General features: G+C 27.7%; 14 protein-coding genes and 1 pseudogene. 10 read left to right on the forward strand and 5 right to left on the reverse strand.

All coding sequences use genetic code 11. The annotated features are described in order from the left end of the window. The coding region (lon, locus tag H3N56_RS01730) for an endopeptidase La (RefSeq protein WP_185879637.1) at nucleotides 1–2,362 on the forward strand (2,362 nt) is incomplete at its 5' end. 56 nt (nucleotides 2,363–2,418) lie between these two features. Here lon and H3N56_RS01735 read toward each other — a convergent pair. Both H3N56_RS01735 and dnaN read right to left on the reverse strand, forming a co-directional pair. Beyond that, on the reverse strand, nucleotides 2,419–3,384 hold the full coding sequence (locus tag H3N56_RS01735; protein WP_185879638.1) for a magnesium transporter CorA family protein: 966 nt from the start codon (nucleotides 3,382–3,384) through the stop codon (nucleotides 2,419–2,421). Between the two features lie 8 nt (nucleotides 3,385–3,392). Continuing rightward, nucleotides 3,393–4,484, reverse strand: coding sequence for a DNA polymerase III subunit beta (gene dnaN, locus H3N56_RS01740; RefSeq protein ID WP_185879639.1), 1,092 nt, complete (start codon nucleotides 4,482–4,484; stop codon nucleotides 3,393–3,395). A gap of 232 nt (nucleotides 4,485–4,716) precedes the next feature. On the opposite strand from dnaN, the gene H3N56_RS13215 reads away from it, so the two are divergent. After that, nucleotides 4,717–5,115, forward strand: coding sequence for a sodium:calcium antiporter (locus H3N56_RS13215; RefSeq protein WP_370521040.1), 399 nt, complete (start codon nucleotides 4,717–4,719; stop codon nucleotides 5,113–5,115). A gap of 56 nt (nucleotides 5,116–5,171) precedes the next feature. Beyond that, nucleotides 5,172–5,548: pseudogene (locus H3N56_RS13220) on the forward strand (sodium:calcium antiporter). 54 nt (nucleotides 5,549–5,602) lie between these two features. Here H3N56_RS13220 and H3N56_RS13275 read toward each other — a convergent pair. From H3N56_RS13275 to H3N56_RS01755, 3 genes are all read right to left on the reverse strand, one after another. After that, nucleotides 5,603–6,010, reverse strand: a complete 408-nt coding sequence (locus tag H3N56_RS13275; RefSeq protein WP_370521042.1) for an extracellular solute-binding protein — start codon at nucleotides 6,008–6,010, stop codon at nucleotides 5,603–5,605. Beyond that, the gene (locus H3N56_RS13280) at nucleotides 5,959–6,510 is read right to left on the reverse strand and encodes an extracellular solute-binding protein (RefSeq protein WP_370521043.1); all 552 of its coding nucleotides are present in this window, start codon (nucleotides 6,508–6,510) and stop codon (nucleotides 5,959–5,961) included. Before H3N56_RS13280 ends, H3N56_RS13275 begins: the two co-directional genes overlap by 52 nt. Before the next feature lie 565 nt (nucleotides 6,511–7,075). Beyond that, a complete protein-coding gene (locus tag H3N56_RS01755; protein ID WP_185879640.1) occupies nucleotides 7,076–7,879 on the reverse strand; it encodes an AarF/UbiB family protein in 804 nt (267 codons plus the stop codon). Between the two features lie 111 nt (nucleotides 7,880–7,990). Between H3N56_RS01755 and H3N56_RS01760 the strand changes: the two genes are divergently transcribed. The 7 genes from H3N56_RS01760 (at nucleotide 7,991) to H3N56_RS01790 (ending at nucleotide 13,550) form a co-directional block, all read left to right on the forward strand. After that, complete coding sequence (locus H3N56_RS01760) at nucleotides 7,991–8,767, forward strand: RNA methyltransferase (protein ID WP_185879641.1); 777 nt, start codon at nucleotides 7,991–7,993, stop codon at nucleotides 8,765–8,767. Next, nucleotides 8,767–9,561: an HAD family hydrolase gene (locus H3N56_RS01765; RefSeq protein ID WP_185879642.1), complete on the forward strand. Its 795-nt coding sequence runs from the start codon at nucleotides 8,767–8,769 to the stop codon at nucleotides 9,559–9,561. Before H3N56_RS01760 ends, H3N56_RS01765 begins: the two co-directional genes overlap by 1 nt. 58 nt (nucleotides 9,562–9,619) lie before the next feature. After that, nucleotides 9,620–10,360, forward strand: coding sequence for an NADPH-dependent oxidoreductase (locus H3N56_RS01770; protein ID WP_185879643.1), 741 nt, complete (start codon nucleotides 9,620–9,622; stop codon nucleotides 10,358–10,360). Between the two features lie 55 nt (nucleotides 10,361–10,415). After that, nucleotides 10,416–11,582 carry a DEAD/DEAH box helicase gene (locus tag H3N56_RS01775; protein WP_185879644.1) on the forward strand — a complete coding sequence of 389 codons (1,167 nt, stop codon included), beginning with the start codon at nucleotides 10,416–10,418 and terminating at the stop codon, nucleotides 11,580–11,582. 303 nt (nucleotides 11,583–11,885) lie between these two features. Continuing rightward, a complete protein-coding gene (locus H3N56_RS01780; RefSeq protein ID WP_185879645.1) occupies nucleotides 11,886–12,101 on the forward strand; it encodes a hypothetical protein in 216 nt (71 codons plus the stop codon). 57 nt (nucleotides 12,102–12,158) lie between these two features. Then, entirely contained in the window at nucleotides 12,159–13,223 is a 1,065-nt protein-coding gene (locus H3N56_RS01785) for a hypothetical protein (RefSeq protein ID WP_185879646.1), read from the forward strand. A gap of 120 nt (nucleotides 13,224–13,343) precedes the next feature. Further along, nucleotides 13,344–13,550 carry a hypothetical protein gene (locus H3N56_RS01790; RefSeq protein WP_185879647.1) on the forward strand — a complete coding sequence of 69 codons (207 nt, stop codon included), beginning with the start codon at nucleotides 13,344–13,346 and terminating at the stop codon, nucleotides 13,548–13,550. Nucleotides 13,551–13,572 lie beyond the last annotated feature (22 nt).

Consider the following 13,572-nt stretch of genomic DNA (forward strand, 5'->3'; position numbering starts at 1 on the left):
AACTGATTTAGTGAATATAAAGGATTTACTTCCAGAAAAATTGCCAATACTTCCACTTGTTACAAGACCAATTTTTCCAAATATAATGATTCCAATAACTTTTTCAGGAGATGAATTTTTACATTCAATAAAAGAGGCTGAAGAGAAATATGGTGGATTTATGGGATTAGTTTTTGCTAAGGAAGTTGACGAGGATGATTATTTTAAATCGAATCTTTATACAGTAGGAACCGTTGTTAAAATTCATAAAACAACCCTTCTTTCTCCAAATAGTATGCAAGTTATTGTACAAGGAGTAGGAAGATTTAAGAAAAAAGAAGTTGTTTCATCAGATATTGGAATCTTATGGAGCGTAACGTATAATAAGGAACTAGAAGGGTCACCAACAGATGAAGTTAAAGCATATATGTTAGCTATAATGACATCTCTTAAAGAGATTTTTAAAGTTAATCCAATTTTGCAAGAGGAGTTAAAACTTTTAATGTCTCAAGTTTCTTATGATAGACCAGGGATTCTTATAGACTTAATATCTTCTATGCTAAAAACAGAAGGAAAAGAACTCCAAACACTTCTTGAAGAATTTGATTTAGAACATCGTTCGAGAAGATTATTAACTATGTTAAAAAAAGAGTTAGAAATCTCACAATTACAAATGAAAATATCTAAACAGATAGATGAAAAAATAAACAAACAACAAAAAGAATATTTTTTAAGAGAACAGCTAAAGGTAATTAAACAAGAACTAGGAATGGAAAAGGATGAAAAATCTGCAGAATTAGATAAGATTAGAGAAAGATTAAAACATATAAAATTATCTCCTGAAGCAAAAGATGTAGTTACGGAACAAATGGAAAAACTAAATCTTTTAGATAAAAGCTCACCAGAATATCATATAACTAGATCTTATATAGAGTCTATTGTGGAATTACCATGGGGAGTTTATTCAAAAGATAGATTGGATATAAAAAAATCTAAAACAATTTTAGATAAAGACCATTATGGTTTAGAAGATGTAAAAACTAATATATTAGAGTTTATAAGTACAGTTATGAAAACTGGAAATGTAAGTGGATCAATACTTTGTTTAGTTGGACCTCCGGGAGTTGGAAAAACTTCTATTGGAAAATCTATTGCAGAGGCATTAAATAGAAAATTTTATAGATTCTCAGTTGGTGGTATGGTTGATGAAGCTGAGATAAAAGGGCATAGAAGAACTTATGTTGGTGCTATGCCAGGAAAAATAATTCAAGCATTAAAATTATTAAAGACAACAAATCCTGTAATAATGATAGATGAAATTGATAAAATAGGAAACAGCTTCAGAGGCGACCCTGCATCGGCACTCCTTGAGGTACTAGATCCAGAGCAAAATAAAGAATTTTTAGATCATTATTTAGATATTAGATATGACTTATCAAAAATATTATTTGTAACAACAGCTAACCAATTAGATACAATACCAAGGCCACTACTTGATAGAATGGAAATAATACAATTGCCAGGATATATTTTAGAAGAGAAGCTTCAAATTGCAACAAAATATTTGATTCCTCATCAGTTAAAAGAACATGGTCTTGATAATAAGGAAATTAGTATTAGTAAGACTGCATTAGAGGATATGATAGACAAGTATGCAAGAGAGGCCGGAGTTAGAAACCTAGAAAAGGCAATTAAAAAAATAATGAGAAAAGTAACACTTAAAATAGCTGAGGGAAATACTGAAAAAATCAAAATAACAGATAAAAATTTAGAAGAATATTTAGGAGCTCCAGTATTTGTTACAGAAGAACTGTATCAAAAAGAAATTCCAGGAGTAACCTTAGGTCTGGCTTGGACTTCTATGGGAGGAGCTACACTATACATAGAAGCTACAAGTATAAGTAATAAAGAGAGTGGATTAAAGCTTACAGGACAACTTGGAGATGTAATGAAGGAATCAGCAGAAATAGCATACTCATATGTAAGATCTCATCTTTCAACAGATAAAAATTGTCCAGAGGAGAGAAAGGACTATTTTGATAAAAATAAAATTCACCTTCATGTTCCAGAAGGTGCAACTCCTAAAGACGGTCCGTCGGCTGGAATTACGATGGCACTAGCACTTTACTCTTTAGCGATAGATAAACCTGTTAGAAAAGAGCTTGCAATGACAGGAGAGTTAACTCTTACAGGGAAAGTTTTACCAATTGGAGGAGTTAGAGAAAAAACAATTGCTGCTAGAAGAGTTGGAATAAAAGAACTAATTTTTCCAAAAGATAATAAGAAAGATTTTGATAAATTACCAGATTATATAAGAGAAGGAATAAAAGCACATTTTGTAAATTACTTTGAAGATGTAATTGATATAGCTATAAAAAAATAAGTTATTAAAAAAAGCAAGAAGGTCTATATATGATTAGACTTTCTTGCTTTTGTATTTTAAAACATCTCTTTTCTAAATAAAATCCAAGCAAGTAACATACCAAATAGAATTGCCATCAAAAGTACAATGAAAAATCCATAAGGAGTATTTGCAAATGGAATTCCGGAAACGTTCATTCCCCATAGTCCAGAAACAATAGTTGGAATAGCAAACACTATTGTTATGGATGTAAGCTTTTTCATAACAACGTTTAGGTTATTAGAAATAACTGAAGAAAAAGCATCTCTTGTTCCACTCAAAATACTTGAGTAGATATTTGCCATTTCAATTGCTTGTTTTGTTTCGATTATAACATCTTCAAGTAGCTCTAAATCATCTGGGTATCTTTTAACAATCTCTGTTCTCATCATTCTTTCTAAAACTGCTTCATTTGATTTTAGAGAAGTTGTAAAGTAAACCAAACTTTTTTCTAATTCGAGCAATAGCATGAGCTCTTCATTTCTCATAGAGTCTTTAAGTTGTTTTTCTATATTATCACTTATTCTTCCAATTTGTTTTAGATAGTATAAAAAATATGTAGAGTTTCTAAATAGTAATTGTAGAATAAATCTAGTTTTTTTATAAGTAAAGAAACTTTTGATTTTTCCATTTATAAATTCTTCAATAAGAGGAAACTTAGTAGTGGATACAGTAATGATATTATCATTTAGTAGTATTATACCTAAAGGCATAGTTGTAAATGAACATCTATTTTGTTCGCTGTGCACTGGAACGTCGATAATAACCAGAATTAAGCTCTCGTCGATTTCAAGACGCGCTTTCTCCTCTTCATCAAGAGCAGCTCTAATATGCTCTTCAGGGATGTCAAAAGCGGTAGTTATAACCTTTATCTCCTCTTCAGTTGGGTGAGAAAGGTGAATCCATGTATTTTTTTCTTTTAATTTTTCAATTTCAAGATTTTCTCCGATGACAAAAGTCTTTTTTTCAAGCAAATCATTATGACTTTTATATATTTTTATCATAATGCCTCCTAGTCTCTTAATGCAAGAGGCATTAGGATATATTTATAAGAATTATTTTCATATTCTGAAATTTCAAACATAGCTGACGATGAACTACATTTAATAATTGTATTTTTAGAAATATTATCTATAAATTCATATAGATATTTTATATTAAGAGAGCATTTTAAATCGTCACCATTTTTAATCATGTTAACTTTTTGGTTTATTTTGGCTTTACCAGAATGAGCACTCATAACTAAATTCTTTCCAGCAAAGTTTAAAAGAGCTCCATTTTTAGTTTCAACACTTGTTCTAGCAACAGTTAAAACTTTTTTTAATGCGCTTTTAAGTTCAATAGTATTAAATTCCATTTCTTTTGAAAAAGAGGAATTTGATAAAATTCCACTAAAACTAGGGAATGGTAAATTAATTGCTTTACTAGAGAAATAGCTATTACTCCATTTGAAAATAATTAAATTGTCATTGTATCCAATTGTTATATCTTCATTTGAATCTTTTAATAATTTACAAATAATATTAACGCTTTCTAAAGGTAAAGAAAATTCTTTTTCAATACTAGACTCAGCTTCAGAACTTAAAAAAATAAGTCTATAAGAATCTGTAGAAGCTATTTGGATTTCATTATTTTTAAATATAATTCTAAGGCAATTAATTGCCATGTTTTCATTAGAAGTTGCTGCAGCAAATTTTGTTTTATCTAAAAGTTTTACAAATTTTGAGCTATTGATTTTAGAAATTTCTGTGAATTTAATTTCTTCAACTTCAGGATACTGTTCAGAATCTAAAACTAAGAATTCTGCTCCATGAATCATTAAAGTTTCTTTGTTAAGAGAAAATTTTATAAACTCATCATCTAAGAGCTTGATATATTCTAAAGCTAAGAAAGGTTTTAAAATTACAACACCATTCTCTTCTATATCACCTTCGGATGTTTTTATAAAGTTTATTTCTAAATTAGTTCCTGTAAAAATTATTCTATTATCTAAAGCCTCTATTTTTAAACCTGATATTATGGGCTTAATGGGATTTTCTTTTAATATATTATTAAAATCCGAAAGAATTTCAACTAATTTATTTCTATTTATAGAAAAAATCATAGTTACCTCCAAAAAAGTCTTTTAAAAAAATTATACACTATTATGTAAACTCTTACAAGAAAATATATTTTGTGCTATATTATAAAGATATAAAAATAATTAAATAATTAGGAGGATTGTGTATAATGGCTTTTGTAATGATGATAATTGGGGTAATTGCCTTAGTTTATGGAGCGAATTTTTTAGTAGATGGAGCTTCAGTAATAGCTAAAAGATCAATATTCCAAACTTAGTGATAGGACTTACGATAGTTGCATTTGGAACATCTGCACCTGAGCTTGTTGTAAATGTAATTGCCTCTGTACAAGGGCATTCAGCTATAACGTTAGGAAATGTAATAGGAAGTAATCTTATTAATACTCTAGTAATCTTAGGAATAACAGCATTAATATATCCTTTAACAGTAAGTAAAACAACGACATATGTAGAAATTCCAATGTCTTTATTGGCTGCATTTATTGTTTTTCTTATGGCAAATGATATGTACTTTGATGGAATTACTTCAGTAATAGGAAAAGTAGATGGATCTATACTGCTATTATTCTTTTTAATCTTTTTAGCTTATAATTTTTACTTGATGGTATCTTCAAAAGAAGAGGAAGAGTTAGAAATAAAAAATTATACTCCTTAGTAGCAAGTTTAGCTTTTGTAGGGGGATTAGTTCTATTAATTTTAGGTGGAAAATTTATAGTTGATTCTGCGGTTGAAATAGCTTCTGGCTTTGGAGTGTCAGAAAGAATAATATCTCTTACTGTCGTAGCACTGGAACATCTCTTCCGGAACTTGCAACATCGGTTGTAGCAGCTATGAAAAAGAACTCTGATTTAGCAATAGGAAATGTCGTAGGATCAAATATATTTAATATATTCTTTATTTTAGGAATATCTACAAGTATAGCTCCTATAACTATGATGCCTGGATCTAATTTAGAGATAGGTATAAATGTTTTTGCTAGTTTACTATTGTTATTATTTGTTGCTAGAAAGAAAAACCTTCAAAGATGGCAGGGAGCTATTATGATTGGGGTTTATGGAATATATCTTATTAAATTATTAAATTCTTAATAAAAAAAGCTGATTGGAACAATTTACATTCCAACCAGCTTTTTTATTATTTTATTAATCAACCATTATTTCTTGCCAATATTTATTTTGAATATCTAAAGTTTTCTTGATATCTCTTAAAATTTCAGATCCTTTTAAATCCTCCATTTTGTAAATTGGTTCAACTTCAATAAGTTCTCTAGCAGGAACATTTATTGATGGAAGTTCTAAATGCTCAGAAACAAGTTTATAATTTTCGGGTCTATGAATAAATTCTAAGAACTTATAAGCTGCTTCCTTATTAGGAGCATCTTTTAGTATTACAAATGAATCAACATATGCAGTATCACCCTTCTCAGGAATATATAAAGTCTGTATGTGCTCTTTGTTCTTCATCAAGTTCTTGATAAATATTTCAGCATAACCGTGAACTACCCAAAAATCTCCATTTGCAAATCCTTTACCAAAAGATTCAGAATCAATTTAGCAATATTTTTCTTCCATTTTTTAACAAGATCAGAAGCTTGAGCAATAGCAGTTTCATCTTCTATAGTTTGAGAATATCCTAAAGTTCCTAAAGCAGATGTTAGAACCTCTCTCATATCGTCTAATAAAGTCATTCTACCAGCTAAGTCTGTTCTCTCATAGATTGTATAGTCTCTTGGATAGTCTTTAACATATTTTGTATTTACAGCAATTCCAGTTGATCCCATAATATAAGGAACAGCGTAAGAATTATCTTTGTCAAAATATTGAATCTTTTCAAGAACCATTGGATCTATATTATCAAACGTAGGAAGTTTACTTTTATCCAATTTTTCTAACATATTTTCATTCATTAAAATCTCAACATAATCTGTAGAAGGAGTAACTATATCGTAACCCTTTCCTCCAGCTTTTAATTTAGCAAACATCTCTTCATTAGAAGAATAAATATCTTCGATAACCTTAATTCCTGTTTCTTTTTCAAAATTATCAAAAATTTCACTTGGAACGTAATCAGCCCATCCATAAAGATAAAGAACTTTGTTATTTCAGTCTTATTGTCTCCACATGAAACAAGCAAAAATAGTAGTGAAATAAAAATACCAAATTTTTTCATTTAAAAAATCCTCCTAATAAAAAAAATACAATAGATAAATTCTAGTATATTTTTTAAATTAAGTCAAGCATCTGTAGATTTAATGATTTTATAAAGTTATTTAAGATAGAAAAAAAATTCTATTTTATAACCACTATTAAAAACAATTAGTTGTATAAACATGAGTTCTTTAAAAAAATCATAGATATATTTTTCAAAAAACAAGAGAGTTATCTAGTGCTATTTTTAATAAATTACACATTAATTTAACAATGGAAACTGTCTTATGATTTTTAAAATTTTCATTTAAAAAAAATAGTAGCATCTTCTTTAAAAATAATAAACTTTTCTTCTGAAAGGGTAGTTCAGATAACTTTGTTAAAAAGATTATAGATTTTTCAGAATCTCCATCTAAAATAGCCTCTAAAATTCTAATAAAATTTTTTCTTTAATATCTGTAATTTCAATCATTCTATAGCAATTTCTAAATAAAAATTATCGTCATCTTCAACTACTATATCTTTATCAGAAAGATTACTTGTAAATATTCCAATCTCCAATGCATATATAAGCCTTGTCCTTATTATATTCAAAGCTGCATCCTTTTTTAGAAGGTTTTTTCTGAGTGCTATACTCAAAGGTCTTCCATTTTCTATAAATTCTGAAACCCACACATCAGGTTCAGAAAGATATGGGAAAGATTTTGAAAACTTTAAATGCTCAAGTTCAGGATATTTAGTTAAAAATAGTTCTTTCTTTTCTTTTAATTTTAACAGATTTTCATTCTCGAGTTTTAAATCATATTCTATAGACATAGAATTATTACAAAAGTCTGTAAAACTTTTAAGATTTTTCGAAATATCAATTCCAGGAACATAATTAGAAACAGATTCTAATCTTTCTAAAGAGCTAATATTTTTTAAAATTTCTTCTTTATTTTTTCTAAGGACTTTAATAGATACATAAACTCTAGACTTTAAAACCCCTTTAAAAAAGTTCGAAGTTTCTGAAACTTCAAATGGTTCATCGTCAAAATATTCTAAATTGAAAAGTAAAGGAATTTTTCTATTTAAACTTTTGATTAAATCATTTTTTTCTCCCCTGCTTCTATTGTTATATAGAGAAAGTAATTGATAAATAACATCAACATCCATAATATCAATTCTAGAACTATAGTACTCAAGAGCTTGAACTCCAAAAAAGTCCAATTCTTTAATAAACTTATTATCAGGAATTTCATTTAAATCAAGTGTATGAAGTAATTTTAGCATTTTAAAAGTAAACGTATAAACCACCTCCTTTTTTTAAGTTTACCATGATTTTATAGAAATTACTTTAAAATTAATGTATAATATTCTTTAGATAAAAATTTAGGAGGACACATGGAATTTATAGTTAGTAAAGATAATGAAACCTTTAAAAAAATTAAAAAATTGAAAACAAAAAAATATAGAGATTTAGAAAAAATGTTTATAGCAGAAGGAATAAAATTTTTAGATTTTAATAAAATTCCAGAAATTATAGTAATATCAGAAAAAATTAAAGATGAAGAAAATATACAAAATAGATTAAACAAATTCGATTGTAAAAAAATAGTAATCAACGAAAAATTATTTTCACAGTTAACATCTCAAGAAAACTCGCAAGGGATTATTATCGTATACAAATCCGAAGAACCTTCAATAGATAAAATGTCCGATAATATTATAGTATTAAATAAAGTGTCTGACCCTGGAAACCTTGGAACTATCATAAGAGTTGCAGACTCTGCTGGTTTTAAAGATATATTAATCACCAAAGGAAGTGTCGACCACTATAATGAAAAAGTAGTGAGAAGCAGTATGGGATCAATTTTTAATATAAACATTTATTATATAGAAGAAACTGAATTAGTAAAATTCTTAAAAACAAAACAATATAATATAATATCTACAGCATTAGAATCAGATTCAGTTCCATATACAGATATGTGTTTATTAGAAAAAAATGCAATTATATTTGGAAATGAGGGGAATGGAATAGAAGCTAGTATATTAAAAGAAAGTGACCAGAAAATTATAATTCCAATTTATGGAACTGCTGAATCATTAAATGTTGCAATGGCTTCTGGAATAATTTTATATGAAATAAGAAATAAAATAATAAAAAGAGGTAACTAATGATTAAACTAATTGTTACAGATATGGATGGAACATTACTAAATGATGAAAAAGAAATAAATAATGAGTTCTGGGAAATTTTTGAAAAATTAAAAGATAAAAATATATTATTTGCGATTGCTAGTGGAAGACAATATTATAATTTATTAAAAAACTTTGAATCTATTAGAAATGACTTACTTTTTATAGCTGAAAATGGAACTTATGTAGTTAAAGATAATATTGAATTATTTTGTAATTCTATGAATCAAGAATCTATAGTTGAACTTGTTGAGTTAGGAAGAAAACTTCCTACTTCAAATATCGTTTTATGTGGAAAAAATAGTGCCTATATTGAATGTAATGAAGATTCGTTTATCAATGAAGTAAAAAAATACTATGAAAGATACGAAATCGTAGACGATATATTAAAAGTTAAAGATGAGGTGTTAAAAGTTACATTTTGTGATTTAACTGGAACAGAATTAAATGTTTATCCTCATTTTCAAAAGTATGAAATTATCTATAAAGTTGCTATTTCAGGAGAAATTTGGCTAGATATTACAAATTTAGATGCTGATAAAGGTGAGGCTATTCTCCAGATTCAAAATCTTTTAAACATAACATATGATGAAACTATGGTTTTTGGAGATTATTTAAATGATTTAGAAATGATGTCGACAGCAAAATATAGTTTTGCTATGGAAAATGCACATCCTAAATTAAAAGAAGTTTCAAATTTTATAGCAAAAAACAATAATGAAAATGGTGTAATTGAGACAATAAAAGATAAAATATTTAATAAGAAGGATTAAGTTCGTTTGCAAAGAATAGAAAATGGACAAAGTAAAATAAAAGGAGATGATTTAAATTATGAATGAAGTAATAAATGTTTTAGAAAATCACAGAAGCATTAGAAGTTATTTAGAAAAAGATATTCCTAAAGATATTATTTTAGAAATTTTAACATCTGCCCAAGACGCTCCAAATTCTATTAATGGACAACAAACATCTGTAATTGTAATAAGAGATAAAGATACAAAAAGAAAATTGGCTGAACTTGCAGGCGGACAACCATGGATTGAAAAAGCTCCAGTATTTTTAATTTTCGTAATGGATTTTTATAAAACAGAAGTTGCTGTAAAAAAAGCGGGAAAAGTTCAAATTATAGAAGAGAGTGCTGAAGGTCTTCTTGCAGGAGCTGTAGATGCCGGTATACTTTTGGGAACTACCGTTGCAGCCGCTGAATCACTGGGACTTGGAACAGTTTGTATAGGAGGAATTAGAAATAGTCCTGAAGAGATTATAAAACTTTTAAATCTTCCTAAAAAAACATTTCCATTAGTTGGTCTAGCTCTAGGTTACCCAGCAGATAATTCTAGAAAAAAACCTAGATTACCTTTAGATACATTTATCCATGAAGAAAAATATAATCCTGAGAAAATAGTTGAAGAAATAGATGGTTATGATAAATTAATGGATAAATATCTAATAGAGATAGGAAGGGAACAAGAAAAGAATTGGAGTGATTTTGTTTCCCAATATTACTCTAAAGTATATTTTCCAAAAGTATATCCAATATTGAAGGAGCAAGGATTTAAAATGGATAAATAATCTAAAAAATGATACAATATAGGGATGGAATACAGAAAATAAAAATGGAGATAAAATGAATTTTAAAGAATTTGAATTTAAAGAAGAAATATTAAAGCAGATAGAAGAGATTGGATATATCGAAGCAACACCTATACAAGAGGCATCTATCCCTGTTATTTTAAAAGGGGAAGATTTATTAGGACTAGCTAAAACAGGAACTGGAAAAACAGCAGCTTTTGTTCTTCCAATTTTAGAAAGAATAGCTACAACTAAGGGAAAAGGAAAAGGTGTTAGAGCTTTAATTGTAGCTCCTACAAGAGAATTAGCAGAACAAATTAATACCTCGATTTTACAATTAGGAAAATCAATAGGAATAAGATCGATAGCTATATATGGTGGAAGTTCTATCAAAAATCAGATAGATCTTTTAAATAATGGTGTTGATATAATAGTTGGATGTCCAGGAAGAATACTAGACCATATTAAACAAGAAACGGTTGGATTAACAAGATTAGAGGTTTTAGTTTTAGATGAAGCTGATCATATGTTAAATATGGGATTTATAAAAGATATAGAAAAAATAATTAAAGCAACTCCAAAGAAAAAGCAAACACTTTTATTCTCAGCAACTATGCCTAAAGAGATAAAGGGATTAGCATTTAAAGTATTGAAAAAAGGTTATAAAACAGTAGAAGTAGAATATAAAGACCCAGTTAAATTAATAGAACATGAGCTTTATTATATTGAAAGTACTGAAAAAAAGGCGAAATTAATTGAGATTATAAATACACCTGATGTAGAATCAGTAATTGTTTTTACAAATGGAAAACTTAAAGCAGAGTATTTAAGTAAAGTTCTTGTAAGTAATGGAATAAAAGCGATAAATTTCCAAGGTAATTTATCTCAAACTCAAAGGGATGCTGCATTAGCAGGATTTAGAAAAGGAGAATTCAAAGTTTTAGTGGCAACAGATATAGCTGCAAGAGGACTTGATATTCCGCAAGTAACCCATGTTATAAATTATGATTTGCCACAAACAACGGAAGCATTTGTCCATAGAAGTGGAAGAACAGGAAGAGCAAATAAAAATGGAAATGTTATATCTTTTTCATCTTCAACTGATAAGAGAATACTCTCAGAAATAATAAGAGTAAACAATGTTGTTTTTAATAAAGTTCATGGAAAAGCAATTGGTGGAATAAAAAAAGCTAAAATTCAGAAACCTAAAATTACTAAATAAAATAAAAAAAACAGCAAAAGCCCATAAATTTGGGCTTTTGCTGTTTTAAAATCTATATTATAATTTATCGTGTAATGTTCCACCGATAGAACACTTACATCCTTGTTCGTTTTAATCTCAACACTTTAAAAGTGAGAAGATTATTTTATTAAAAATTCAAAAAGTCTGAAAGGTGAAGGTTCTCCTCTTCACTTTTTTTATTTATATATTAAATACATTTTATTTAAAAAAACGCTTTACATTTTTTAAATGATGGAGTATACTTATTATATAGATGAAACACAAAAACTAGGAGGTAATAAAATGAAAAATGAAAATTTGGTAGGAAGAACTTGGGGAAGTTTTACAGAGGCAGAAAAAAATGAGCTTTTAAAAAATTCTGATACAACAGAAAAAACTGGAGATACAATAGTTGATTTTGAAAATGGATTATCAATAGTTGGATTTTTAAGAGAGGGAACGGATGAAGTAATTCTTGAAATAGCAGACGAAGCAGTGGTATACAACCCAGTAGCCTAAGAAAATGAGCTGGGCATCTCTAAAAACTGCTCATTAGCAAATGCGGAGGGTGAAGGAATGAGAAAGTTGAAGGTTGATTTTTTAGAGAAAAAACTATCAAAACTATCAAATAAAAATATTGTTGAAATATCTACTTTTGAAAATGTTATTAATGTAAATGATAACAATTTCGTCAATATGTTTCCTAGATTTTTAAAATATATAAAAGATATAGATAGTAGAACATATATTATAGAGAATTTACTTTTTCTTGATAATTGTATATATGATAAAAAAAATAATTTATATATAGCTACTTATTCTGAAGTTTTAAAAATATTAGAATTAGATCATGATACTTTAAATAAAGTATCGCAAGAAATAATAATAGTGATTGGTCAAAATATTATTAATGTAGATGATACTATCGAGCAAGTTAGAACTCTTATAAATGAGGTAAGAGATTATGATCTCGATAGAATTGTTAAAAAAAATTTAGAAAATGGATTTGACGTAGTGAAGATAAAAGATATTAATAAACTCTTAGAATTCAATACGAATGAAGAAGTAAATCTCAAGATAATACCTTTTAGAAATTTTTTAGCTTCAGTTTTTGACGAAGGAAAAATTTATAAAGATACAATAGGAGTATTTACTTTCAGTTTCTCTAGACTAGACAAAGAAAATGTAGATGAAGTGCTGTTTGATGTAGTTAAAGAATATTCTAAAAAAGTGGTTGGAAAAGAGTTTCAAGAAATATATAACCACTTTTATGATGATATTTTTCATAATAATGAAGTTTTTTATCTTTGTCAAGTTTCTAATATTGGAATAAATATTCCTGTTGTTTCTTTGATATTCGGAAAGAATATAGAATTCAACAATGAAACGCCAATGATAAAAGCAATAACAAATATTTTGATAAAATTTTATAAAAAAGTAAGTGAAATAAAAGATGGTGGAGAGATTGAGATTTCAACAGTAGAGCCGATTTTCAAAAACGGAAGTTGGAAAGTTGAATCTAGAAGGCCAAGTTTTGTAAGAAGTCACATACGTCATTATAAGAGTGGAATAGCTACAATAGTAAGACCTCACACTAGATTAGGGACTAATACTAAATTAGGAATATGTGTAACAATCTAATTTTTTACTTATTACATCTATTTCTCTAGATGGAATTTCAATTGTTTAAACATACTTAGCTTAAAATGTTCAGTAAATATCAATAGTTGTTGGAGACTAAATAAATATTAGGAGATAAAAATGGCAGGGATCAAAGGTCAAAAATCTGGTGGATTTGGAGGTCGTAAAGCGATAGATTCATCGGAAAAAAGAAGTATAACTATGAGCTTTAGAGTGAATAAAGATGAACAAAAAATTATAAATGATGCAAAAGGAGAATTATCTTTATCAGATTTTATATTAGAAATGATTAAGGAAAAAAGTGATAAAATAAAAAAAGAGGATTAAACTAATCCTCTTTTTGCATATA

Origin of the sequence: Cetobacterium sp. 2A (assembly GCF_014250685.1) — a bacterium.
Lineage (GTDB): Bacteria > Fusobacteriota > Fusobacteriia > Fusobacteriales > Fusobacteriaceae > Cetobacterium.

What these genes read in the sequence shown, in the direction of transcription:
- H3N56_RS01735 (WP_185879638.1), bottom strand. Translation starts at nt 3,384, where the DNA reads ATGATAAAAATATATAAAAGTCATAATGATTTGCTTGAAAAAAAGACT.
- dnaN (WP_185879639.1), bottom strand. Translation starts at nt 4,484, where the DNA reads ATGATTTTTTCTATAAATAGAAATAAATTAGTTGAAATTCTTTCGGAT.
- H3N56_RS01755 (WP_185879640.1), bottom strand. Translation starts at nt 7,879, where the DNA reads ATGCTAAAATTACTTCATACACTTGATTTAAATGAAATTCCTGATAAT.
- H3N56_RS01760 (WP_185879641.1), top strand. Translation starts at nt 7,991, where the DNA reads ATGGAATTTATAGTTAGTAAAGATAATGAAACCTTTAAAAAAATTAAA.
- H3N56_RS01765 (WP_185879642.1), top strand. Translation starts at nt 8,767, where the DNA reads ATGATTAAACTAATTGTTACAGATATGGATGGAACATTACTAAATGAT.
- H3N56_RS01770 (WP_185879643.1), top strand. Translation starts at nt 9,620, where the DNA reads ATGAATGAAGTAATAAATGTTTTAGAAAATCACAGAAGCATTAGAAGT.
- H3N56_RS01775 (WP_185879644.1), top strand. Translation starts at nt 10,416, where the DNA reads ATGAATTTTAAAGAATTTGAATTTAAAGAAGAAATATTAAAGCAGATA.
- H3N56_RS01780 (WP_185879645.1), top strand. Translation starts at nt 11,886, where the DNA reads ATGAAAAATGAAAATTTGGTAGGAAGAACTTGGGGAAGTTTTACAGAG.
- H3N56_RS01785 (WP_185879646.1), top strand. Translation starts at nt 12,159, where the DNA reads ATGAGAAAGTTGAAGGTTGATTTTTTAGAGAAAAAACTATCAAAACTA.
- H3N56_RS01790 (WP_185879647.1), top strand. Translation starts at nt 13,344, where the DNA reads ATGGCAGGGATCAAAGGTCAAAAATCTGGTGGATTTGGAGGTCGTAAA.